The organism is Thiomonas sp. X19 (assembly GCF_900089495.1).
GTDB lineage: Bacteria > Pseudomonadota > Gammaproteobacteria > Burkholderiales > Burkholderiaceae_C > Thiomonas_A.
Genome location: NZ_LT605203.1, coordinates 523215 through 545039 on the forward strand (window position 1 = coordinate 523215; position 21825 = coordinate 545039).

Below are 21825 nucleotides of genomic sequence, written 5' to 3' on the forward strand. Positions count from 1 at the left end.
AAAACAGCGCGAGCAGGCCCTAGCCACGCGGGGAAACACCCGTTTCCTACAATGGCCGTTTTGGTGCCGCCATGAATGCCCCCCAAGCTCCGCTGTTGAATCTCCAGGCGCAAACGCCCGTCGCTGCTGCGACCGACCAGCCTGCGCGCCTGCGCGAAATTCCTTACAACTACACCTCGTTCTCCGACCGCGAGATCGTCATTCGCCTGCTTGGCGCCGAAGCCTGGGGCTGGCTCGACCAATTGCGCCAGGAGCGCCGCACCGGACGCAGCGCGCGCATGCTGTACGAGGTGCTGGGCGACATCTGGGTGATCCAGCGCAACCCCTATCTGCAGGACGATCTGCTGCACTCGACCAAGCGCCGCCGCGCCCTGGTCGACGCCCTTTGGCACCGCCTGCGCGAAATCGACAAGCGCCGCAGCGCACCGGAAATGAGCGATCCACAGGCTCAGGCGCGCGACGCCCTGGTGCTGCAACTGCTGGAGCGCGCCCGCGCCACCGTGGGCGCGTTCGCCGCCTGGTTCGACGCGGTCGCGGCGCTGCGCAAGCGGGCGCTGCGCGAGCTCACGCGCCACACCCGGCGCGACAACATCCGCTTCGACGGCCTGGCGCGCGTCTCGCACATGACCGACGCCACCGACTGGCGCGTCGAAGTGCCCTTCGTCGTGCTCTGCCCCGACACCGAGGCCGAGATGGCGCCGCTGGTGCAGGCCTGCGTCTCGCTGGGCCTGACCATCGTGCCGCGCGGCGGCGGCACCGGCTACACCGGCGGCGCGGTGCCGCTGGTGTGGAACAGCGCCGTCATCAACACCGAGAAGCTGGAAGACCTGGGCGCGGTGGAGCACATCGCACTGCCCGGCCTGGCCGAGCCCGTGGCCACCATCCGCAGCGGCGCCGGGGTGGTGACGCAGCGCGTGACCGACGCCGCCGACCGCGCCGGCCTGGTGTTCGCGGTCGACCCCACCTCCGCCGACGCCTCCTGCATTGGCGGCAACATCGCCATGAACGCCGGCGGCAAGAAGGCCGTGCTGTGGGGCACCGCCATCGACAACCTCGCCTGGTGGCGCCTGGTGGACCCGCAAGGCCGCTGGGTCGAGGTCACGCGCCTGGACCACAACATGGGCAAGATTCACGACGTCGAACTGGCGCGCTTCCAGGTCGAGACCTTCGCCGCCGACATGCGCACGCTGCTGAGCAGCGAAGTGCTGGAAATCGAAGGCGCGCGCTTTCGCAAGGCCGGCCTCGGCAAGGACGTGACCGACAAATTCCTCGCCGGCCTGCCCGGCATCCAGAAGGAAGGCTGCGACGGGCTCATCACCAGCGCGCGCTGGGTGCTGCACCGCATGCCGCCGCAAGTGCGCACCTTCTGCCTGGAGTTCTTCGGCCAGGCGCGCGAGGCCATTCCCAGCATCGTCGAGATCAAGAACTTCCTGGAGAACCGCCCCGGCGGCGCCATCCTCGCCGGCTTGGAACATCTGGACGAGCGCTATCTGAGAGCCGTGGGCTATGCGCCCAAGAGCAAGCGCGGCGCCTTCCCGAAAATGGTGCTGTTCGGCGACATCGTGGGTGAGGACGCCGCCGCCGTGGCCCGCGCCGCGGCCGAGGTGGTGCGCATGGCCAATGCCCGCGTCGGCGAAGGCTTCGTCGCCGTCAGTGCCGAGGCGCGCAAGAAATTCTGGCTCGACCGCAAGCGCACCGCGGCCATCGCCCGCCACACCAACGCCTTCAAGATCAATGAAGACGTGGTGATTCCGCTGCCGCGCATGGGCGAGTATGTCGACGGCATCGAGCGCATCAATATCGAACTCTCGCTGACGAACAAGCTGCAGCTCGCCGCCGAGCTGGACCGCTTCCTGCGCGGACGCCTGCCGCTGGCGAAGAACGAGGAGCTGGGCGAGGGCGAGGCCCCGGTCGCGGCCGACGAGCTGGAGGCCGCGCGCGAACAGGCGCTGGAGCTGCTCGGCGGCGTGCACGCCCGCTGGAGCTTCCTGCTGCAGGCGCTGGATGCGCCGCTGTCGCAGGCCCTGTCGCACTTCGCCGCGCTCGGGCTGGCCCCGGCCGAAACCGCGGCGATGCAGATGCTGCACCGCCAGCCGCGGGCGCAGCTCTTTCATCTGCTGCAGGACCACAGCCTGCGGGTGTCGTGGAAGGCGGACATCCGCCGGCCGCTGCACGCGCTGTTCGCCGGCGGCGCCTTCGAGCCGCTGCGCCGCGAACTCGACGCCATCCACAAGCGCGTGCTCAAGGGCCGCGTCTGGGTGGCGCTGCACATGCACGCCGGCGACGGCAACGTGCACACCAACATCCCGGTGAACTCGGACGATTACGCCATGCTGCAAGCCGCGCAAGCTGCGGTGGCGCGCATCATGGCGCTGGCGCGCAATCTGGACGGCGTGATTTCCGGCGAGCATGGCATCGGCATCACCAAGCTGGAGTTCTTGACCGAGGCCGAGATCGGCCCGTTCCGCGACTACAAGCTGCGCGTCGATCCCGAAGGCCGCTTCAACAAGGGCAAGCTGCTGCACGATCCCAAGCTGCCCGCCGACCTGACCAACGCCTACACGCCGAGCTTCGGGCTCATGGGGCACGAGTCGCTGATCATGCAGCAAAGCGACATCGGCGCGATTTCCGACTCGATCAAAGACTGCCTGCGCTGCGGCAAGTGCAAGCCGGTGTGCGCCACCCATGTGCCGCGCGCCAACCTGCTCTATTCGCCACGCAACAAAATCCTCGCCACCTCGCTGCTGGTGGAAGCGTTTTTGTACGAGGAGCAAACCCGGCGCGGCATCAGCATCCACCACTGGGAAGAGTTCGAGGACGTGGCCGACCACTGCACCGTCTGCCACAAATGCCTCACACCTTGCCCCGTGGACATCGACTTCGGCGACGTGTCGATGAACATGCGCAACCTGCTGCGCAAGATGGGCAAGAAGAGCTTCAACCCCGGCGGCAGCGCCGCCATGTTCTTCCTCAACGCCACCGACCCGCGCACCATCAAGACGGTGCGAACCGGCTTGATGCAATGGGGCTTCAAGGCGCAGAACGCGGCGGTGAAATTGCTGCGCGGCCCGGCGAAAAGGCAGACCGCCGCGCCGCCCGCCACCACCGGCAAATCGCCGCTGCGCGAGCAGGTCATTCACTTCATCAACAAACCCATGCCGGGCGGGCTGCCGAAGAAAACCGCGCGCGCCCTGCTCGACATCGAGGACAAGGACTTCGTCCCCATCATCCGCAACCCGGCCACCACCACGGTGGACAGCGAAGCGGTGTTCTATTTCCCCGGCTGCGGCTCCGAGCGCCTTTTTTCACAGGTGGGCCTGGCCACCCAGGCCATGCTGTGGCAGGTGGGGGTGCAGACCGTGCTGCCGCCGGGCTATCTGTGCTGCGGCTACCCGCAGCGCGGCGCGGGTCAGTTCGACCGCGCCGAGAAGATCATCACCGACAACCGCGTGCTGTTCCACCGCGTGGCCAACACGCTGAACTACCTCGACATCAAGACCGTGGTGGTGAGCTGCGGCACCTGCTTCGACCAGTTGCAGGGCTATGACTTCGACAAGATTTTTCCCGGCTGCCGCATCGTCGACATCCACGAATTCCTGCTCGAAAAGGGCGTGACGCTGCCCGCCAGCGGCACCGCCTACCTCTACCACGACCCCTGCCACAGCCCGATGAAACAGCAGGAGCCGATGAAAACGGTGAAAGCCCTGCTGGGCGACGGCGTGCGCAAGAGCGAGCGCTGCTGCGGCGAGAGCGGCACCCTGGGGGTGAGCCGCCCCGACATCTCCACCCAGGTGCGCTTTCGCAAGGAAGAGGAACTGCGCGCCGACGAGGCCGCGCTGCGGGCGCAGGGCCATAGCGGCGACATCAAGATCCTCACCTCCTGCCCGAGCTGCCTGCAAGGCCTGTCGCGCTACCGCGACGACCTGCAAAGCGGCCTGCTGGAGGCGGACTACATCGTGATCGAGATGGCCCGCCACATCCTCGGCGAAGACTGGATGCCGAAGTATGTGCAAGCGGCCAATGCGGGGGGCATCGAGCGGGTGCTGGTGTAGCGGCGCGTCCGATGGGGTCCTCTGCGCGAGGGCCGTGCGATCTCGCAGCCAATCCCGGCGGCGTCAAGCCAGAACAGGCAAAGCCCTCTTTCTGTTTTGGATCGCAGGGGCGAAAAAAAGCCGCCCGAAGGCGGCTTTCAAAATCACAGACGAAGCAGCTCGCGCTGATCAGAACTGGTGACGGATGCCCAGGGCGAAACCGCTGGAGCTGAAACCCGTACCGACGATCGGCGCATCGTTGTTACCGGTTGCGTCGCCAACAATATTGGCAGCCAAAGCATCGTTCGAGATGTGAGCGTAAGAGGTGTACAGGTTGGTACGCTTGGACAGCGAATACGTATAACCGATCGCGTACTGCTTGGCACCCAGACCGGCTGTGGTCTTGTCCTTCATCTGCGTGTAGGAAGCCAGGATGGAGCCCGGACCCACAGGCACGGTCGCGCCCAGCATCCAGACGTCGAACTTGTCGCCGCTTGCACCAGCAGCAGTACCCAGCTGGTTTTGGGCGTACATACCCGCCAGCTTGGCCACGCCGAAGTCGTAGCTGCCGACCACCATCGTGTGCTTGGCAGTGGGGTTGCCAGTAATGGCGTTCACGCGCAGGTAATCCAGGCCAACCATGACCGGGCCGTTGTTGTAGCCCGCGTGCAGGTTGTAGGCGCCCGTGGTTTGGGTGGTTGTGGTGGTTGTCAGACCCAGACCGTCACCGAACACATACATGCCGGCGAAATTGAAACCGCTGAAATTCGGCGATTGATAGATCATCGACTGGCTGGCGCGAGCCGGAGCACCGATCGTGCCGATGTTGCTGATGGTGCCGGTCAGGCCGTAACCGAACGGGTCGATATTGGCTTGGTCAAGGAAGGTCAGGGTGTATTGGCGGCCGAAGGACACGGCACCGAAATTACCCTTCAAGCCGGCGAAGGCCTGGCGGCCCATGAAACCTTGGCCACCAGGACCACCGGTGCAATAGGGGCTGACATTGCCGGTGTTGGGTGCGCCGGTGCCGCCGTTGGCGCAGAAGCCGGTTTCGGCGTCGAAGAAGGCCGACAGACCGCCGCCCAGATCTTCAGTACCTTTCACGCCAATACGCGAACCCGACTGGATGCCGGTGCCCAGCTTGGTGACGCTGCCGCTACCGTTGCTGTAATGGGCCACGCCCAGGTCGATGATGCCGTACAGCTGCACGCTGCTTTGGGCGAAGGCTGCGCTTGAGAATGCGCCAAGCACGGCCAGCGCGAGTAGTGATTTTTTCATAGATGCATCTCCAGAAGATTGTTGGATAAAACGGTTTGCCGCGATGCTGCCTACCGCTGCGTAGCAAGCCGGCTTGGGCTGGGTGCCGACCGTCAGACTCGCCAACTCCGGGATGGGAGTTGCATGCATTTCAGCACCCGAGGATGGCCGGTGCAAGGCCTCGTTCCGACATCGGGCCAGATTCCTGAGCTTGCGTTGCACTGGAACAACATGCGGGGCGCGGCAGCGTGGTGAACAAGCACGCCCGGATGGCAGCCAAGCCGCCAGGAGAAGTCTATGCTTTCACCCTGGCAAGGGAATGGGCATGGGTTGCCGGCCTGTGTCCTCTGCCTGACTTTGAAAGGAGTTCCATCATGGTCACCATCCATCGAGCCGAGCCAGCATCATCCGCCCGGTCGCGGGCACCGACGCACCCGCGCGCGGTCGACCGTTTGCTGGTCGCGGCGGACAACGCGTTGAAAACCCTGGCCGGCGGCTTGCAGCCGTCGCGGCCGATGCCTGCGCCGCCCCTGGCGAGGCCGGCGGCCAGTCAGGGCACTCCCTTGTCCCTGGCCGAGCGCGAGCTTTCGGCCAGGCTGATGCGGGTGAACCACGTCGGCGAAATCTGCGCCCAGGCGCTGTACCAGGGGCAGGCGCTGGCGGCGCGCGACGGCCAGTTGCGCCAACACTATCTGCACGCTTCGCGGGAGGAGGGCGATCACCTGGCCTGGTGCGCGCAGCGCCTGCGCGAACTGGACTCGCGCCCGAGCTGGCTCAACCCGCTGTGGTACGCCGGGGCCTTCGGCCTGGGCCTGCTGGCCGGGCGCGTGGCGGGCGACAAGGTGAGCCTGGGCTTCGTCGTGGAAACCGAGAACCAGGTGGAGCAGCACCTGGCTTCGCATCTGCAACGCCTGCCGCAGGCGGATGTGGAGTCGCGCGCGGTGGTGGCGCAGATGCAGGCCGACGAGGTGGAGCATGCGCGGGCGGCGGACAAGCTGGGCGCCGCCCGCCTGCCCGCCCCGGTGCGCTGGGCCATGCGCGGCGCAGCCATGATGATGACGACGACGGCGCAATGGGTTTGAGTGTCCCCAGGGTCGGGCCGAGCCCGCCTCGCCCCCCGCGAGGGGCAAGAAAACTTGGGGCGGCCCTGCGTTTTCTTGAAAGTGGCTGACCCTGCGCCCAGGCCCGTCGCGGGCGCGGAAATCGCGTCGGCAGTCCCTAAAATCAGCGCCATGTCGACGGTCTCCTCGAACGCGCACCAAGGCACTTGCAATCTGCGAGGCGCGGGCATGCCCCGAATGCAGGCGTTTGCATGGCATGCGGCGCGACGGCAAGAGCCTTCAAGCTTGAGGCCATGAGCAGCGGCCTCAAGCTTGTTGCCGGACTTTCCAGCGACGCCGGGGTCGCATGCCATCCCGCCCCCGGCAAAGGCCGGGCGACGCTGGGGTTTGTGCCGTTGCTGGCGGTGTTGTTCGCCATGGGCGGCTGTTCCAGCGTGCCGCTGAGTTCGCAAGGGACCGAGGGGCAGGCGCCGGTGAATGGTGAAAGCGGCTGTCATGCACCCCCGCCCAACACCCGCGCCGCTTACAACCGCACCTACCGCGTGCTGGGGCGCAGTTACACGCCGCTGCGCAGCGCGTCGGGCTACGAGGCGCAGGGCAAGGCGTCGTGGTATGGCTGGGAGTCGGGCTCGACCACGTCCATGGGCGACCGCTTCAACCCGCGCGCCTTCACCGCGGCCAGCCGCACGCTGCCGCTGCCGACCTGTGTGCAAGTCACCAATCTGGCCAATGGCCGCAGCGCGCTGGTGATGGTGAACGATCGCGGGCCCTTTGTCGATAGCCGCATCATGGACCTGTCCTACGGCGCGGCCCAGGCGCTGGGCATCACGCGCACGGGGACGGCCCAGGTGCGCATCGTCGCGCTGGCCGGCAATGTCCCGCCAGCAACGCCATCGCCCGCCAGCGGCGCGCCGGCGACGCCAGCCACACCCCAGCCTGGGCCGTCCCCCATGCCGGCCAATCCGGCGCTGCCCGAGCAGTTTGCGCCGGCTCCCGCCGTGGCTGTGGCTCAAACCGGGGCGGTGCAGGATGCGGGCATCGTGACGCAGCCCCTGCCACCCCTGCAAATGGCTGCCGTCGACAGTCCCACGAGCCCGAATCCTGCGGATGGTGGGGTGCCGCCAGCGCCTGTGCAGCTGGCGACGGGCTTTTCGGCGACTCCAGTGTCATCGACCCAGCCAGCGCCGCCGGCCCTGGCTGGCCCCGCGCCCATGCCGGCCTCCGCGCCGCAGGAACTTGCGCCGCAACTGCCGGGCTCGCCCCAAACCTATTTACAGACCGGCGCCTTCGCGCTGCAAGCCAACGCCCAGGCCGAGCGCGCGCGCCTGATGGCAGCGGGGGTCGGGCCGGTGATCATCGTCCCGGGCACGATTCATGGCGCGGTGTTTTACCGGGTGCAGATCGGTCCCCTGGCCTCCAGCCAGCCGGATGCGGCGCTGCAAAGCAAACTCGGCAGCCTCGGGCTGAACACCTATACCCTGGTGCAGCAATAGTGCAATAGTGCAATAGTGCAATAGTGCAGCCAGACTGCGGCGGGTCGAACAACGGGGGCGGCAAAGCAGCCCCCGTTGTTCGAAAAACACCACCGGCGGTCTGCCGACAGTGCAAAACGTCAAGCACAGCGCCCCAAACGTCCGCTTCGCGCCAGCCCTGCGAAGGGGCCAGGAAGCTCGGGAGCGGCCCTTCGTTTCCTTGGAAGGGCCCCAGACCTGCCGCTTTGCGTCAGGCGCCCCCGAGGGGGATGAGAAAACTTGGGGTGGCCCGGCGTTTTCTCATGAGCATCCCAAGCCCCTGGGGGCGCCCGGCGTTCGCGAAGAAACGATCTTTGGGCTACAAGGTGAACGGCAGTGCCGAGATGACCGACAAGTCATTGGTGCGAGCCTGCGGCGTTGTAGGACGCCGTGAGGTGAGCCCGCTCGTGAGCATGGTCCGGGAATCGTCGGCGACAGTGGTGAGCACAGCGATGTGCATCCCGTTTGAGAGATCGAGTCGAATTCGACGACTCCCATGGCGCTGCCGTTCGTTGACAATCTTGGAGCAAACGATGGCGATGCGCAAGCGAGATGATGATCTGGTCTTCCCCAACGCGGCGGGTATCGACGTAGGAGGGTCGAGCCACTGGGTGGCGGTACCCCGGCAAGCCTGCGACGAACCGGTGCGCGAGTTCGGTGCGATGACCGACGATCTGCACGCCATGGCCGACTGGCTGCTCGCGTGTGGGGTCGACACCGTGGCGCTGGAGTCCACCGGGGTGTACTGGATCCCGGTGTTCGAGGTGCTGGAGCAACGCGGCTTGACGGTGTTTTTGGTCGATGCGCGGCAGATGAAGTATGTGCCTGGGCGCAAGAGCGATGTGCAGGACTGCCAGTGGTTGCAGAAGTTGATGAGCCTGGGGTTCTTGCGCGCGGCGTTCCGCCCGACCGATGAGGTCTGTGTGGTGCGTGCCGTGGCCCGTCAGCGCGACGTGCTCTTGGCCGAGCAGGCCAGTTGGGTGCAGCGCATGCAAAAGGCGCTGGTGCAGATGAACATCCAGCTCACCGAGGTTCTGACCGATGTCATGGGACTGACGGGACAAGCCATCATCCGCGCCATCGTCGCTGGCGAGCGCGACCCCAAGACGCTGGCCCGGTATCGCAACGCTCGTGTCAAGGCCAGTGAGACGGAGATTGCCAAGGCCTTGACGGGCAATTGGCGCGATGAGCACCTGTTCGTGCTGCGCCAGGCGCTGGCGATGTATGACGACATTGCCCGGCACCTGGGCGAATGCGACGCCAAGCTGCAAGGACTGCTGAGCCAGCTTGGCGCGGCCAAGGTCGATCTGGGCAAGACGCCTCGTGCAGGCAGCAAGCTGCGCGCGCAGTTCGACGCACGCCAGATTCTGGCCAACTGGGCCGGCGTCGATCTCACGCGCATCAACGGCCTGGGTCTGGCTGCGGTGATGAAGATCCTCTCGGAGGTCGGCCCCAACCTGAGTCGCTTTGCCAACGTCAAGCACTTCTGTTCTTGGTTGGGGCTGTGTCCGGGCACGAAGATCAGCGGCGGCAAGGTGCTGTCAGCCAAGACCCGGCGATCCGCCAATCGGGTCAGGCAGGCGCTGAAGATGGCCGCGATGAGCCTGTCGCACAGCGACTCGGCCCTCGGCGCGTTCTACCGCCGCTTGTCGGGCCGCATGGACAAGCCGCGTGCCAATACCGCCACCGCGCACAAGCTGGCGCGCATGGTGTATTTCATGCTGACGCGTGGCGAGGCGTTCGTCGATCAAGGCCAGCAGCGCTATGAAGATCAGCAGCGCGAGCGCTCAATCGTCGCCCTCAAGCGCCGCGCCGCTGCCCTTGGCTTCCAGATCCATCCAAACCCGGTGCCAGCATGAAACCGGCCTTCAACCCATTTTGTTTCTTGAGAGCGCCTTACTGCCTTACTTCTTGGCGCTCAGGCATTCCTTCATGAACTTCTTGCGATCGTCGCCCTTCAGCGCCTTGGTCTTGGCGTCTTTGCTGCAGGTCACCATTTTTTCTTGCTGAACGGTCAGCTTCTTGCCTTCGTGCGCAGCGGCGGCCGGCATGGCTTTCTTTTCTTCGGCCATCTTGGACGGTTCGGCAGCCTTGGCGCTCAGGCATTCCTTCATGAACTTTTTACGGTCCTCGCCTTTGAGCGCCTTGGTCTTGGCGTCGGCGTTGCAGGTGGCCATTTTGCTGGTTTGCGCGGTGGCGGCTTGGGCTGAAACCAGGCCTGGCAGGGTGAAGGCGGCACAGGACAGGCTGATGGCGACGATGATCTTCTTCATGGGTGAAACTCCGAGCGAGAGATGAATGAGAGCCAGGACGCAGGCGGCAAACCGTCTGGAGGGCCAGGGGAACCAAGATGGCGCTGCGAACTCAACTCCACACCTGCAGGGCGGCAACCGTGGCGGAAGGCGACCTAAAATGCGCGGATTTGTATCGCAACGAAACCATAATGTACGAATATCTATCACGGTTGACAGGAGTTCTCTCCACAACCGCGAAACATCTGCACCCGCAAGCCCCCGAAGCCGTGTTGGAGCGGCCAAAATCAGCCGGGCATGGTGATTTTTCCTGCACGCTGTCGATGCAGCTCGCACGCAGCCTTAAGCGCAACCCACGTGATATCGCCCAAGCCCTGATGGCCGCCGTGCAGGCCGATGCGGCCTTGATGGCGGGGCTGGCGAACATCGAGTTGGCGGGCGCGGGCTTCATCAATTTCACCCTGGCCGCATCGCTCAAGCAGGCCGTGGTGGCGGCGGTCAATGCCCTGGGCGAGGCTTACGGCCGCGAGCCGGCGGGCAGCGCCGGGCCGGTGCTCGTCGAGTTCGTCTCGGCCAACCCGACCGGGCCCTTGCACGTCGGCCACGGCCGGCAGGGCGCTTTGGGCGACACCATGGCTGCCCTGCTGGCCGCCAGCGGCTGGACGGTGACGCGCGAGTTCTATTACAACGACGCCGGGGTGCAGATCCAGAACCTGGCGCTGTCGGTGCAGGCGCGGGCGCGCGGGCTGGCGCCGGGCGCGGCTGGCTGGCCCGAGGCGGCTTACAACGGCGAGTACATCGCCGAGATCGCGCGCGACTATCTGGGGCGGGCGGTGGTGCCGGCCGAAGACGGCGCGGCGGTGCAAGTCGCGGGTAACGCCGACGACCTCGACGCCATCCGCCGCTTCGCCGTGGCCTATCTGCGCCGCGAGCAAGACCTCGACCTCAAGACCTTCGGCATCCGTTTCGACACCTACTACCTGGAGTCCAGCCTGTACGCCGACGGCAGGGTGGAGCGCACGGTCCAGGCCTTGGTCGCTTCCGGCCACACCTACGAGCACGAGGGCGCGTTGTGGCTGCGCACCACCGATTTCGGCGACGACAAGGACCGCGTGATGCGCAAGTCCGACGGCAGCTACACCTACTTCCTGCCGGACGTCGCCTATCACCTGGCCAAATGGGAGCGGGGCTTCCACCACGCCATCAACATCCAGGGCTCGGACCACCACGGCACCATGGCCCGCGTGCGCGCCGGTCTGCAGGCGGCGAATCTGGCCATTCCCAAAACGTACCCGAGCTATGTGCTGCACAAGATGGTGACGGTGATGCGCGGCGGCGAGGAAGTGAAAATTTCCAAGCGCGCCGGCAGCTATGTCACGGTGCGCGACCTGATCGAATGGTCCGGCGGCGTGCGCGACGACATGACGCCAGCCGAGCGCGACGCCGCCTTGCAGCGCGGGCGCGACGCGGTGCGTTTTTTCCTGGTTTCGCGCAAGGCCGACACCGAGTTCGTCTTCGACATCGACCTGGCCCTGGCGCAGAGCGATGAAAACCCGGTGTACTACGTGCAGTACGCCCACGCCCGCATCTGTTCGGTGCTGGCGCAATGGGCCGAGCGCGACAACGGCGAGCAGGCGGCGTTGCAGCGGGCCGACCTGAGCCTGCTCACCAGCCCGCGCGAGCTGGAGCTGATGATGCTGCTCGCCCGCTACCCCGAGATGCTGCGCCAGGCGGCGGACGACCTGACGCCGCACGATGTGGCGTTCTACGCGCGCCAGCTCGCCGGCAGCTTCCACGCCTTCTACAACGCCGAGCGCGTGCTGGTGGATGATGCCGCACTCAAGCAGGCTCGTCTCGCCCTGCTGCAAGCCGTGCGTCAGGTGTTGCACAATGCGTTGGCCATGCTGGGCGTCAGCAGCCCGCAGCGCATGTAAGGCCCGCCCAGGCCAGGCCGGCGCAGGTTCAACAGCCCTCGGTTCGCGCCGCCGTCATTCCATCGCACCCCATCCCGTCACGCCATGCCTCAACACCTTCTCCCCATCCGTTCGCCCGGCTGCGCCCAGCGCGGCGGCACCCTGCTCGGCCTGATCGTCGGTCTGGTGCTGGGCCTGGCCATCGCGCTGGTGGCGGCCATGTACATCACCAAGGCGCCGCTGCCCTTCATGAACCGCTTCCAGGAGCGCCCCAGCGGCGCGGCGTCCGGCGCGGCCAACTGGAATCCGAATCAGGGCCTGGTCAGCGGCGGCGCTCCGGCTCCGGTGGCCGGCAGCTCCATCCCCGTGCAGGTGAGCAGCGCCCCGCTCTCGCCCAAGGCGATCGAGTCGCTGGGCCAGCCGCCCACGGGTGTGGTGCAGTCGGGCCAGGCAGCGACTGCCGCTGGTGTCACGGGTGCAATCAGCCCCGCAATGCCAGCACCGGCCAATACCGCCACTCCGGCGGGATCTTCCAATCTGCTCTACATCCTGCAAATCGGCGCCTACAGCACCAAGGCCGACGCTGAAAGCCAGCGCGCCAAAGTGGCGTTCACCGGGCTGGAAGCGCATATTGACGAGCGCGTGGTCGGTGGCCGCACCCTCTACCGCGTGCGCGTGGGCCCTTACCCCGCCGCCGAGCAGGCCGACAAGGCGCAGAAACTCTTGAATGACAACGGAATCGAATCCGCAGTCGTTAAGGTTTCGAAGTAGCCCTGCGGAACAGGGTTGGTCTCGAGCGAGGCGACCCTGCACGCGGCAACTGAATTGCACACCCATCTCAACCCCTTGAAAGGAAGCACCATGAATCGCTGGTTCGCCCGCATCGCCGCGCTGCTGTTGCTCGGTTTCAGTGTTGCGGCAAACGCCGCAGGCGCCGCCCCATTCCAGGAAGGCGCCGGTTACAACAAGCTGCCGAGCGCACAGCCGGTTGGCCACAAGGGCAAGATCGTCGTCACCGAATTCTTCTGGTACGACTGCCCGCATTGCTTCGAGTTCGAGCCCCTGCTGGAAGCCTGGGCGAAAAAGCAACCGGCCGATGTCGTCCTGGAACGCGTGCCGGTGGCGTTCGCGCCGCAATACGTCGCGCAGCAAAAGCTGTATTACGCGCTCAAGGCCCTGGGCAAGGTCGATGCCTTGCAGGGCGCCATTTTCAACGCCATTCATGTGCAGCACATCCCGCTCGGAACGCCGGAGCAGATGGCCAACTGGCTGGTCGGGCGCGGCATTCCGAAGGCCACGTTCATGAACGCCTACAACTCCTTCGGCGTGCAAATGGAAACCAAGCGCGCCACGCAAATGGTGACGGACTACCAGATCACCGGCGTGCCCACGCTTGCGGTCGGCGGCATGTACACCGCATCAGCCTCGATGCCGGAGACGCCCAACAACGAGAAGGTCTTGCAGGCGGTCGATTTTCTGGTGCAGCAATTGCGCGCTGGCATGGCGAAAACAGCCAAATAAGCCAGATTCCGGCTTCGTCTTGCCGCTGAAAAGCCCGCAATCGCGGGCTTTTTCACGCTTGGGCCAAGACCAGCCGACAGCCGACCCCTGCCCGAGCCGGGCGGCTCAGGAACGGGGCCGACATGCCTACAATGCTCCACATGAAAGCAAACTTCATGCCCATGCTTCGCTCCGCGACGCGCCTGCTGCTGGCGGCGCTGCTGGCGGCCACGCTGGTTCCGGCCCAGGCGCTGCAGTCCGACAAGACGCAGCCGATTCAGGTCGAGGCCGACGCGATGCACTACAACGACGTCAAGCAGACCAGCGTGTTCACCGGCAATGTGGTGGTCACCAAAGGTTCGCTGGTGATTCACGCCGCCCGCGTGGAGGTGGTGCAGACGCCGCAGGGCTATGACGACGCCACCGCATTCGGCACGCCGAACAAGCTCGCGACCTACGCGCAGACGCTGGACGCGCAGCCGGGGCAGCCCACGCCGTCGATGTTCGGCAGCGCCGTCACCATTCACTACGACGGCAAGAGCGACGTGGTCACATTCACCGGCCAGGCCACGCTCGACCGCCTGAGCGATGGCAAGCTGACGGACCGTGCCCAGGGTGAGGTCATCACCTACAACGACCTGACGGATGTCTTCACCGTGGTCGGCGGCAAAGCCGGCGCCACGCCTTCCAACCCCAACGGCCGGGTGCGGGTGATGCTGTCGCCGCGCACCACGCAGCCCGCAGCCAAGCCCAGCGGGCCGGCGCCGGCGTTGAAGGTGTCGCCAGGCCTGGGAGCGCGGCCGTGAACGCGGCGGTGTTGAAGCCGGTGGAGCCGGCGGCGTCGGCCCAGACCCAGCATGCCGGGGTGCTCAGCATGCGCGGCTTGCAAAAGCGCTATGGCGGGCGCCAGGTGGTGCGCGACGTGAGCCTGGAGGTGCGCGGTGGCGAGGTGGTCGGGCTGCTTGGCCCGAACGGCGCCGGCAAGACCACCTCGTTCTACATGATCGTCGGCCTGGTGCGGGCCGACGGCGGCGAGATCCACCTCAACGGCCAGAACATCACGCATCAGCCGATGTACCGGCGCGCGCGTCTGGGCCTGTCCTACCTGCCGCAGGAAGCCTCGATTTTTCGCGGCCTGTCGGCGGCCGAAAACGTGCGTGCGGTGCTGGAACTGCAGCACGACGCCGAGGGCCGTGCCCTGAAAAAGCCCGAGATCGAAGCGCGCCTGGGGCAGTTGCTGCGCGAGCTGCATGTGGAGCATCTGGCCGACAGTCCAGCCATCGCCTTGTCGGGCGGCGAGCGGCGGCGGGTGGAAATTGCCCGGGCGCTGGCCACCAATCCCCAGTTCATCCTGCTCGACGAGCCCTTCGCCGGCATCGATCCCATCGCCGTCATCGAAATCCAGCGCATCGTCCAATTCCTCAAGTCGCGCGGCATTGGCGTGCTCATCACCGATCACAACGTGCGCGAAGCCCTGGGCATCTGCGACCACGCCTGCATCATCAGCGAGGGCAGCGTGCTGGCGCTGGGCAAGCCGGACGACATCGTCAACAATCCGGCCGTGCGCAAGGTCTATCTGGGCGAGAGTTTCCGCTTATGAGCGCTCCTGCGTTTCCTTGAGCGCGCGCCAAAACCATGAAGCAGTCGCTCAATCTTCGCCTGTCGCAGCACCTCGCGCTCACGCCGCAGTTGCAGCAATCCATCCGCCTGCTGCAACTCTCCACGCTGGAGTTGCTGCAGGAAGTCGAGCAGATGCTCGAGGCCAACCCTTTTCTGGAGCATGAGGAAGGCGAGGGCGATGTCGAGACGCCCGCCGAGGCGCAAAGCGCGACGGAAGCCGCCGAGGCGCGCAAGGAGGCGAGCGATGAGGCCGTCGAACTCAAGCTCGACCGCGAGGACTGGCAGTCCGGTGCCGAGCAGGGCGAGTGGGATACCGCGCCGGGCGAAAACTGGCAGGGCAGTGGCGGCGAGGCCGACGACGACTTCGACCCGCTGGGCCTGGCGCATGTGGGCACCGATCTGCGCGCCCATCTGCGCGGCCAGCTCGCGGGCCTGGGGCTGAGCGAGGCCGACCGCGCCGCGGCCGAGGCCATCATCGACTCGCTCGACGAAGACGGCTACCTGGCCGAAGGCCCCGAGTTGCTGGGCGCCGAACTCGACGCCGAGGCCGGCGAGGAGGAGCGCGAAGCGCTGTGCAGCGCGCTGCGCATGGGTTTGAAGCTGGTGCAGAGTTTCGACCCGGCTGGCGTCGGCGCCACCAGCCTGGGCGAGTGCATGTGCTTGCAACTCCAGCGCCAAGCCCCCTGCCCGGAGCGCGACCTGGCCATCGCCTTGTGCGCTGGCGGCCATCTGGCCCTGCTGTCCAAGCGCGACTGGAAGCGGCTGGCCCGCGCCCTGCAGGTCGACGAGGCCGCGCTGCGCGAGGTGCAGCAACGCATCGCGCGGCTGGATCCGCGCCCGGGCGCGCGCTTCATGCCGTCCACCGCGCAGGCCGTCACGCCCGACGTCATCGCCATGCGCAGCGGCCGGCGTTGGCGCGCGATGCTCAACCCCGAGGTGCTGCCCAAGCTGCGCATCAACAGCCTGTATGCCGATCTGCTGCGCCGCTCGCGCGACGGCGCCGGGCTGTCGGGCCAGTTGCAGGAGGCGCGCTGGTTCGTGCGCAATGTGCAGCAGCGCTTCGAGACCATCGAGCGCGTGGCGCAGGCCGTGATCGAGCGCCAGCAGAACTTTTTCAGCCATGGCGAGCTGGGCATGCGCCCACTGGTGCTGCGCGAAATCGCCGATGAGCTCGGCTTGCACGAGTCCACCATCTCGCGTGTGACCACGCAGAAATACGTGCTCACGCCGTTCGGCACGTTCGAGCTGAAATACTTTTTCGGCTCGGGCCTGTCCACCGATACCGGCGGCAACGCATCGAGCACCGCGGTGCGCGCCATCATCCGCCAAATGGTGCAGGACGAGAACCCGGCGGCGCCGCTCTCGGACGGCGAACTCGCCGAGCGCCTCGCCGCCCAGGGCATCACCGTGGCGCGGCGCACCGTGGCCAAGTACCGCGAAGCCCTGCGCATTCCGCCGACGGCGCAACGCAAGAGCGCGTCCAGCCCATAGGGCCGTGCGCGGGCCCCGTGCGGCGGACTCTGCATCCGCACCCCGATGCGTGACGCGCCCCCGTGAGGCGGGTTCAGCCTTCCCCGCGAATGCGCCGCACCAGCGCCGTGGTAGAGCGGCCGGCGACGAAGGGCAGGATGCGCACCTCGCCGCCCCAGCCGCGCACCAGCGGGGTTTCGGGCAGGGTCGCGACGCTGTAGTCGCCGCCCTTCACATAAATCTCGGGGCGCACCAGCCGCAGCAGCGCCAGCGGCGTGGCTTCGTCGAACAGCACCACCAGGCTCACGCTTTCCAGCGCGGCCAGTACGGCGGCGCGATCGTCTTGCGGGTTGAGCGGGCGCTCGGGGCCCTTGCCCAGGCTGCGCGCCGAAGCGTCGGAGTTCAGCCCCAGCACCAGACTGGCGCCGAGCGCGCGCGCCTGTGCGAGGTAAGTCACATGGCCGCGGTGCAGGATGTCGAACACGCCGTTGGTGAACACCAGCGGGCGCGGCAGCGCGGCCAGGGCCTGCGGCAATTGCGCCGGCGCACAGAGCTTGCGCAGAAAGGCCGGGGCGGGGGGTGAGGTGGATGCGGGGCTGCTGGACATGGCTGGCATTGTCGCAAAGCCGTCCGTGCGGGCGGTACGAACCCGTTCGCGGCAACGCGACCGCCAGCTGCCAACCACGACCATCCGCGAGGACCCGCGATCGGTCGCGCGTCCTCGCGGTGGAGCGCTTGTTGTCGGCGTTCACCAAACTTCACCGCTCTGGGGCGTGCGAGCCGATACCATTTCTGCAACCTTTCCCTTGCGCAGCGGCGATGGCCTGCCGCGCCAGCTCGTCATGTCCGAATCCATCTCGAACCGCTTCCACGCCTTGCTCGTCCATCTGCGCCTGGGTTTAGACCCGATGGTGCCGATGATGCTGGTCGCGGCCATCATCGGTTTTGTCGCCTCGGTGGCGGTGGAGGGCTTCCGCCAGGCGATGTACGCCATCATCCGCCTCTACAGCACGCACGAGCATCTGGTCACCGCTGCCGCCGGGCTGCCGCTTTGGCAGCGGGCCGTCATTCCAGTGATTGCCGCGGTCGTCGGCGGGCTCATCATGTGGGCCGGGCAGCGCTGGATCAAGCGCCCGCGCGGGCCGGAGTACATGGAGGCGGTGCGCGTGGGCGACGGCCTGCTGCCGGTGGTGCCCAACCTGATGCGCACCGCCTCGTCGCTGGTGGCGGTGAGCGGCGGCATCACCATCGGCCGCGAAGGCACGATGATCCAGTTCGCCTCGCTGGTGTCGTCCTTCATCGGCCGCATCGGCCGCGCCGACCCGGCGCACCAGCGGCTCATCGTCGCCTGCGGTGCGGCAGCGGGTTTTGCCGGGGCGTATCACGCGCCGATCGCCGGCACCCTGTTCGTCGCCGAAATCATTCTCGGCGGCCTGCAGCTGCGCGAAATCACCGCTGTGCTGGTGGCCGCGGTGATCGGGGAACTCACCACCCAAAGCCTGTTCGCCACCGGCCCGCTCTACCTGGCGCACATGGTGCCGCCCATCAGCTTCATCGACCTGCTCGACGCCTCGCTGCTCGGCCTGCTGGCCGGCTTCATCGGTCCGGCCTTCCTCTGGCTGCTCGACACCGCGCGCCGCAAGTATCAGCCACTGGTTGGCTTCCTGCCGCTGCGCATGGGCCTGGCCGGCCTGTTCATCGGCCTGCTGTCCCTGCTCATGCCGCAGGTCTGGGGCAATGGCTACAGCGTGGTGCAGTCCTTCCTGGTCGATCACTGGACGCTCACGGCCGTGGCCGCGGTGTTCGTGTTGCGCATGCTCGCCGTCACGGCGGCGAGCGCCGCCGGCATTCCGGGCGGCGTGCTCACCCCCACGCTGGCGCTCGGCGGCGCCATGGGGCTGATGGTGTCGCATCTGTTCCTCGTGCCCGAAGCCAGCCACTCGCAGGCGCTGTGGACCCTGGTGGGCATGGGCAGCCTGCTGGCCGCCACCACCCACGCCCCGGCGATGTCGGCCATCATGGTGTTCGAGATCACGCGCAACTACAACGTGGTGATGGCGGCCATGCCGGCCTGCGTCATCGCTTCCGTCATCGGCAGCCTGCTGCGCCATCGCTCGGTCTACTCCGAGGCCTTGGGGCTGAAGGAAGGCGAACACCGCGAGCCGAAGGTGGCCGGCGGCGAGTTTCCAGCCACGGCCGTGCCCCCGCCTGCGGATGAGGTGGCACCCCTGGGTGATGCGCAAACACCGGAAGCCGGCACGCCGACGGCGACCAAGCCTTGACGGGGCGTCAGGCGGCGCCGTCCACCGCCGGTGGCGAGGGGTGGGCGCTGCGCCAGGCCGCCACGGCCTCGGCCAGCGAGCCGAGAGTGCGGGTGACCTGAATGTCGGGCGCTGCGCGTTTGAGCGCGGGCGACGAGCCGCCGGCCCACAGTGCCACATGGGCGGGCAGCTTGTCGCGCAGTTCAGCCAACGCGTCCAGGACCTGGGTCTGCGTCGGCACGCCTGAAAAACTCAGCACCAGCACGTCGCTGCGATGCGCCTGCACCGCCAGCAGCATGTTCCACAACGGCGTCTGCACGCCGAGCGAGACGCAGTGGCAACCTTCCAGCGCCAGCATCGCCTCGGCCATCAGCAAGCCCATGCCGTGCGGCTCTTGCGGCATGGTGGTGAGCAGCACGCGGGGGCGCGCCGCCGCCGGGGATTCCGTACCCGGAACGGCCGCGATGCCGGCGCGCAGCACGCGGTGCATGATTTCGGAAAACAGGTGTTCTTCGAAAATTTCCAGGTCGCCACGCATCCAGGCTTCGCCAACCTCCGTGACGAGCGGGGCGGCGATCTCGGTGACGAAGCGGCCCAAGCCCAGGCGCATCTGCGCCTGCACCAGTTCGCGCCGCAACTTTTCGGCGTCGTGCTGCTTGATCAGCTGCAGGTCATGCAGGCTCTGGGCCTGAGTGCGTGCGATTGGCGCCTGCGCGGGTCCTTCCTGCGCCCGCGCCAGGGCATCGAGATGCTCGGTGGGCAGGCCGACGATGCGCCCGGGCCGGTGCCCGGCGCCCATGAGGCGCTTGATGAGCCGCAGCTTCTCCACCTGATCGAGCGGGTACTGGCGCTCGTCCATGGCGTCGCGCAACGGTTGGGGGAAGCCGTAGCGCCGCTCCCAGACCCGCAAGGTGTCTTTGGGAATTCCGGTATCGCGTTCGACGGCGGCAATGTTCATGCGCAGGGCGGATGAGGCGGTGCGGTCATTCATGGTCGCGGGTTTCGCGGGCGGCTTGAATCCGTATCGACATGACAGGCGTTGTCAATCATGGGTGTCCATCTTCGCTTTCTCAAGGAAGCGGATGGCCGCTTCCAGCTGCCCTTGACATCGAGGAGCGCCAGCGTCGTGCCGCCTCGGTGCTCGCGGGCATCTTAGGCGGCCTCGACTCGTCCTGGACAAAACCCCACAGTTGTCCTGGACAGAACGGCTTCGGCTGGTGTTTTGTCGAGGACATCCTGCATCATCCTTCCCACGTTCATGCCTGCTACCCGACTGGAGTTACCGATGCGCCTCTTCCCCATCGTGCTTGCCGCCGCCTTGTTTGGCGGCCTGGCCCTGAATGCCCAGGCCGCCAACGCCCAAGCGCCTGCGTCGCCCGCCCCCCAGGCGGCCTCGGGCACCTGCCCAACCCTGCTCAACCAGACCGTTCCGCGCCTGCAGGACGACAAATCCATCGACCTCTGCCAATACGCCGGCAAGGTGGTGCTGGTGGTGAACACCGCCAGCTATTGCGGCTTCACCCCGCAGTACAAGGGGCTGGAGGCGATGTCCAAGAAATACGGGCCTGAAGGCTTGGTGTGCTCGGTTTCCCGTCCAACGACTTCAACCAGGAAATGAAGGATCCGAGCAAGATCGCCGCGTTCTGCAAAGACACCTACAGCGTGAATTTCCCGATGTTCGCGCCCTCACACGTCACCGAGCCCCAGCCGAATGCCTTCTACAAGAAGCTCATCCTGGCCACGGGCGATCAACCCAAGTGGAATTTCTACAAATACCTGATCGACCGCCAGGGCAAGGTGGTGAACGTGTATTCCAGCCTGACAACCCCTGAGAACGCCGAGTTCGTCGACACGATTCAGGCGCTGTTGAAGCAAAAGAGTTGAGATCGGCGGGCTGACCGCCGCTGCAAGGGGCGGTTCGGTATCGCCCGAACAGCCGGCGGGCCTGCCCGGCGGCGCGGGTGTCGGTGGTGCCGGGCGCATGATGGACTCGCTGGCGGCTTCCAGCGCCACATACACGCCTTCGAGGGCTTCGGCCGGCACGGTCAGCCGAAGCGTTCCTCCACCCAGGCCAGTTCCCAGCTCTCGGGCTCGTCCGGATCGACCCGCACCGGGTCGATCCGGACGAGGTCGTCGGCATCCTCGATTTCGTGCCGGACGAGGCGATTGTTCTGGAGGGTGAAGACGTTGAGCATGGGCGGAGCCTATTGCAGCGTCGGGGCGCCTTGCGAGGGCTGCGCTCCAAGGCTCAGGGCGCCGGAACGTGGGCGTCGACAAAGCGACGGATGGCATCGGCCTGGATCAGCGTGTCACGCTCGCCCAGTTGCGTCAGTTCGGTGCAGAAGCCGGGCTCGAACAGCAGATAGCTGGCGAGCGCCGCGCCCGTGGCCTCGGCCGCGCCGATGGCGCCCATGAGCGCGCGCATGCCGCGCGGCATGCGGCTCCAGTGCCGCGATGGCGTTGATGGACTCGGACGGGGTGATGAGCAGCACCGGGAACTCGCGAAAGGGCTGCAGCGCGCGCGGACTTTGGCGCACCAGCCAGCCAGTGGACATCAAGCCCAGCCAGCGCAGCTCGCCGCGCAGCAAATAATGCGGCTGGGTGTGAAACACCTGATCGGCATGCAGACTGGCCCAGATCCCCGGCAGCGCTTGCAGCGTGTCGGCCCAGGTGGCCACGCCGCTGGCGTAATGCGCGGCATTGATGGCCCCCGCCGATGTGCCGCAAACCACCGGAAACGGGTTGCGCTCCGCCGGCCAGCCCTGCTGCTGCAGAAGGTTGGCCAGCCCTTGCAGCACGCCTGCCTGGTAGGCCGTACGCGCTTCGCCGCCAGGCAGCACCAGCGCCGCGCCCTCGCCAGGCGAAGGCCGGGGCGAGGGGAGGTGGAGGGGCGATGCTTCTTGCATGGACGTGCCGGTTGCCACATGGTGCGGCAATTCGGCGCGGCGC

General features: G+C 66.7%; 17 protein-coding genes and 1 pseudogene. 12 read left to right on the forward strand and 6 right to left on the reverse strand.

Annotated elements, in window-relative coordinates; genetic code table 11:
• The first annotated feature begins 71 nt into the window (after positions 1 to 71).
• Positions 72 to 4052 (forward strand): DUF3683 domain-containing protein, encoded by a 3981-nt coding sequence (locus THIX_RS02540; RefSeq protein WP_112484709.1) that lies wholly within the window; start codon positions 72 to 74, stop codon positions 4050 to 4052.
• 168 nt (positions 4053 to 4220) lie between these two features.
• Here the strand turns inward: THIX_RS02540 and THIX_RS02545 are convergent, their stop codons facing one another.
• Positions 4221 to 5309 carry a porin gene (locus tag THIX_RS02545; RefSeq protein ID WP_112484710.1) on the reverse strand — a complete coding sequence of 363 codons (1089 nt, stop codon included), beginning with the start codon at positions 5307 to 5309 and terminating at the stop codon, positions 4221 to 4223.
• A 353-nt stretch (positions 5310 to 5662) separates the two neighbouring features.
• Between THIX_RS02545 and coq7 the strand changes: the two genes are divergently transcribed.
• The 3 genes from coq7 to THIX_RS02560 all read left to right on the forward strand — a co-directional run bounded on the left by coq7 (position 5663) and on the right by THIX_RS02560 (position 9719).
• Positions 5663 to 6370, forward strand: coding sequence for a 2-polyprenyl-3-methyl-6-methoxy-1,4-benzoquinone monooxygenase (coq7, locus tag THIX_RS02550; protein WP_112484711.1), 708 nt, complete (start codon positions 5663 to 5665; stop codon positions 6368 to 6370).
• Positions 6371 to 6642: 272 nt separating this feature from the next.
• Entirely contained in the window at positions 6643 to 7842 is a 1200-nt protein-coding gene (locus tag THIX_RS02555) for a septal ring lytic transglycosylase RlpA family protein (protein WP_112484712.1), read from the forward strand.
• 551 nt (positions 7843 to 8393) lie between these two features.
• Positions 8394 to 9719: an IS110-like element ISCARN20 family transposase gene (locus THIX_RS02560; RefSeq protein ID WP_086558138.1), complete on the forward strand. Its 1326-nt coding sequence runs from the start codon at positions 8394 to 8396 to the stop codon at positions 9717 to 9719.
• A 45-nt stretch (positions 9720 to 9764) separates the two neighbouring features.
• Here the strand turns inward: THIX_RS02560 and THIX_RS02565 are convergent, their stop codons facing one another.
• Positions 9765 to 10133: a PsiF family protein gene (locus tag THIX_RS02565; protein ID WP_112484713.1), complete on the reverse strand. Its 369-nt coding sequence runs from the start codon at positions 10131 to 10133 to the stop codon at positions 9765 to 9767.
• 170 nt (positions 10134 to 10303) lie between these two features.
• Here THIX_RS02565 and argS point away from each other — a divergent pair, with 170 nt between their 5' ends.
• The 6 genes from argS (at position 10304) to THIX_RS02595 (ending at position 16636) form a co-directional block, all read left to right on the forward strand.
• Positions 10304 to 12046 (forward strand): arginine--tRNA ligase, encoded by a 1743-nt coding sequence (gene argS, locus THIX_RS02570; RefSeq protein ID WP_112484714.1) that lies wholly within the window; start codon positions 10304 to 10306, stop codon positions 12044 to 12046.
• Positions 12047 to 12130: 84 nt separating this feature from the next.
• Positions 12131 to 12796 (forward strand): SPOR domain-containing protein, encoded by a 666-nt coding sequence (locus THIX_RS02575; protein WP_112484715.1) that lies wholly within the window; start codon positions 12131 to 12133, stop codon positions 12794 to 12796.
• A gap of 90 nt (positions 12797 to 12886) precedes the next feature.
• Positions 12887 to 13546: a thiol:disulfide interchange protein DsbA/DsbL gene (locus tag THIX_RS02580; protein WP_112484716.1), complete on the forward strand. Its 660-nt coding sequence runs from the start codon at positions 12887 to 12889 to the stop codon at positions 13544 to 13546.
• Positions 13547 to 13701: 155 nt separating this feature from the next.
• Positions 13702 to 14331, forward strand: coding sequence for a lipopolysaccharide transport periplasmic protein LptA (gene lptA / locus THIX_RS02585; RefSeq protein WP_112488091.1), 630 nt, complete (start codon positions 13702 to 13704; stop codon positions 14329 to 14331).
• 68 nt (positions 14332 to 14399) lie between these two features.
• A complete protein-coding gene (lptB, locus tag THIX_RS02590) occupies positions 14400 to 15125 on the forward strand; it encodes an LPS export ABC transporter ATP-binding protein (RefSeq protein ID WP_112488092.1) in 726 nt (241 codons plus the stop codon).
• 35 nt (positions 15126 to 15160) lie between these two features.
• On the forward strand, positions 15161 to 16636 hold the full coding sequence (locus tag THIX_RS02595; protein ID WP_112484717.1) for an RNA polymerase factor sigma-54: 1476 nt from the start codon (positions 15161 to 15163) through the stop codon (positions 16634 to 16636).
• A gap of 73 nt (positions 16637 to 16709) precedes the next feature.
• On the opposite strand, the gene rfaE2 is transcribed toward THIX_RS02595, so the two are convergent.
• Positions 16710 to 17222, reverse strand: coding sequence for a D-glycero-beta-D-manno-heptose 1-phosphate adenylyltransferase (gene rfaE2 / locus THIX_RS02600; RefSeq protein ID WP_112484718.1), 513 nt, complete (start codon positions 17220 to 17222; stop codon positions 16710 to 16712).
• Positions 17223 to 17421: 199 nt separating this feature from the next.
• Between rfaE2 and THIX_RS02605 the strand changes: the two genes are divergently transcribed.
• Positions 17422 to 18897 (forward strand): chloride channel protein, encoded by a 1476-nt coding sequence (locus THIX_RS02605; RefSeq protein ID WP_233224359.1) that lies wholly within the window; start codon positions 17422 to 17424, stop codon positions 18895 to 18897.
• Between the two features lie 7 nt (positions 18898 to 18904).
• Here the strand turns inward: THIX_RS02605 and THIX_RS02610 are convergent, their stop codons facing one another.
• On the reverse strand, positions 18905 to 19867 hold the full coding sequence (locus THIX_RS02610; RefSeq protein WP_112484719.1) for a MerR family transcriptional regulator: 963 nt from the start codon (positions 19865 to 19867) through the stop codon (positions 18905 to 18907).
• Between the two features lie 267 nt (positions 19868 to 20134).
• On the opposite strand from THIX_RS02610, the pseudogene THIX_RS02615 reads away from it, so the two are divergent.
• Positions 20135 to 20760 (forward strand): annotated as a pseudogene (locus THIX_RS02615) (glutathione peroxidase).
• Positions 20761 to 20921: 161 nt separating this feature from the next.
• Here THIX_RS02615 and THIX_RS23300 read toward each other — a convergent pair.
• Both THIX_RS23300 and THIX_RS02620 read right to left on the reverse strand, forming a co-directional pair.
• Positions 20922 to 21071 (reverse strand): hypothetical protein, encoded by a 150-nt coding sequence (locus THIX_RS23300; RefSeq protein WP_158540782.1) that lies wholly within the window; start codon positions 21069 to 21071, stop codon positions 20922 to 20924.
• Positions 21072 to 21185: 114 nt separating this feature from the next.
• Complete coding sequence (locus THIX_RS02620; protein ID WP_233224360.1) at positions 21186 to 21782, reverse strand: patatin-like phospholipase family protein; 597 nt, start codon at positions 21780 to 21782, stop codon at positions 21186 to 21188.
• Between the last annotated feature and the right edge of the window lie 43 nt (positions 21783 to 21825).

Bases quoted from the DNA above. Each gene is read 5' to 3' on its own strand.
- lptA (WP_112488091.1), top strand. From the start codon at position 13,702: ATGCCCATGCTTCGCTCCGCGACGCGCCTGCTGCTGGCGGCGCTGCTG.
- THIX_RS02595 (WP_112484717.1), top strand. From the start codon at position 15,161: ATGAAGCAGTCGCTCAATCTTCGCCTGTCGCAGCACCTCGCGCTCACG.
- THIX_RS02555 (WP_112484712.1), top strand. From the start codon at position 6,643: ATGAGCAGCGGCCTCAAGCTTGTTGCCGGACTTTCCAGCGACGCCGGG.
- THIX_RS02560 (WP_086558138.1), top strand. From the start codon at position 8,394: ATGGCGATGCGCAAGCGAGATGATGATCTGGTCTTCCCCAACGCGGCG.
- THIX_RS02610 (WP_112484719.1), bottom strand. From the start codon at position 19,867: ATGAATGACCGCACCGCCTCATCCGCCCTGCGCATGAACATTGCCGCC.
- THIX_RS02575 (WP_112484715.1), top strand. From the start codon at position 12,131: ATGCCTCAACACCTTCTCCCCATCCGTTCGCCCGGCTGCGCCCAGCGC.
- argS (WP_112484714.1), top strand. From the start codon at position 10,304: ATGTACGAATATCTATCACGGTTGACAGGAGTTCTCTCCACAACCGCG.
- THIX_RS02545 (WP_112484710.1), bottom strand. From the start codon at position 5,309: ATGAAAAAATCACTACTCGCGCTGGCCGTGCTTGGCGCATTCTCAAGC.
- THIX_RS23300 (WP_158540782.1), bottom strand. From the start codon at position 21,071: ATGCTCAACGTCTTCACCCTCCAGAACAATCGCCTCGTCCGGCACGAA.
- coq7 (WP_112484711.1), top strand. From the start codon at position 5,663: ATGGTCACCATCCATCGAGCCGAGCCAGCATCATCCGCCCGGTCGCGG.
- THIX_RS02565 (WP_112484713.1), bottom strand. From the start codon at position 10,133: ATGAAGAAGATCATCGTCGCCATCAGCCTGTCCTGTGCCGCCTTCACC.
- rfaE2 (WP_112484718.1), bottom strand. From the start codon at position 17,222: ATGTCCAGCAGCCCCGCATCCACCTCACCCCCCGCCCCGGCCTTTCTG.
- THIX_RS02580 (WP_112484716.1), top strand. From the start codon at position 12,887: ATGAATCGCTGGTTCGCCCGCATCGCCGCGCTGCTGTTGCTCGGTTTC.
- THIX_RS02540 (WP_112484709.1), top strand. From the start codon at position 72: ATGAATGCCCCCCAAGCTCCGCTGTTGAATCTCCAGGCGCAAACGCCC.
- THIX_RS02620 (WP_233224360.1), bottom strand. From the start codon at position 21,782: ATGCAAGAAGCATCGCCCCTCCACCTCCCCTCGCCCCGGCCTTCGCCT.
- lptB (WP_112488092.1), top strand. From the start codon at position 14,400: ATGCGCGGCTTGCAAAAGCGCTATGGCGGGCGCCAGGTGGTGCGCGAC.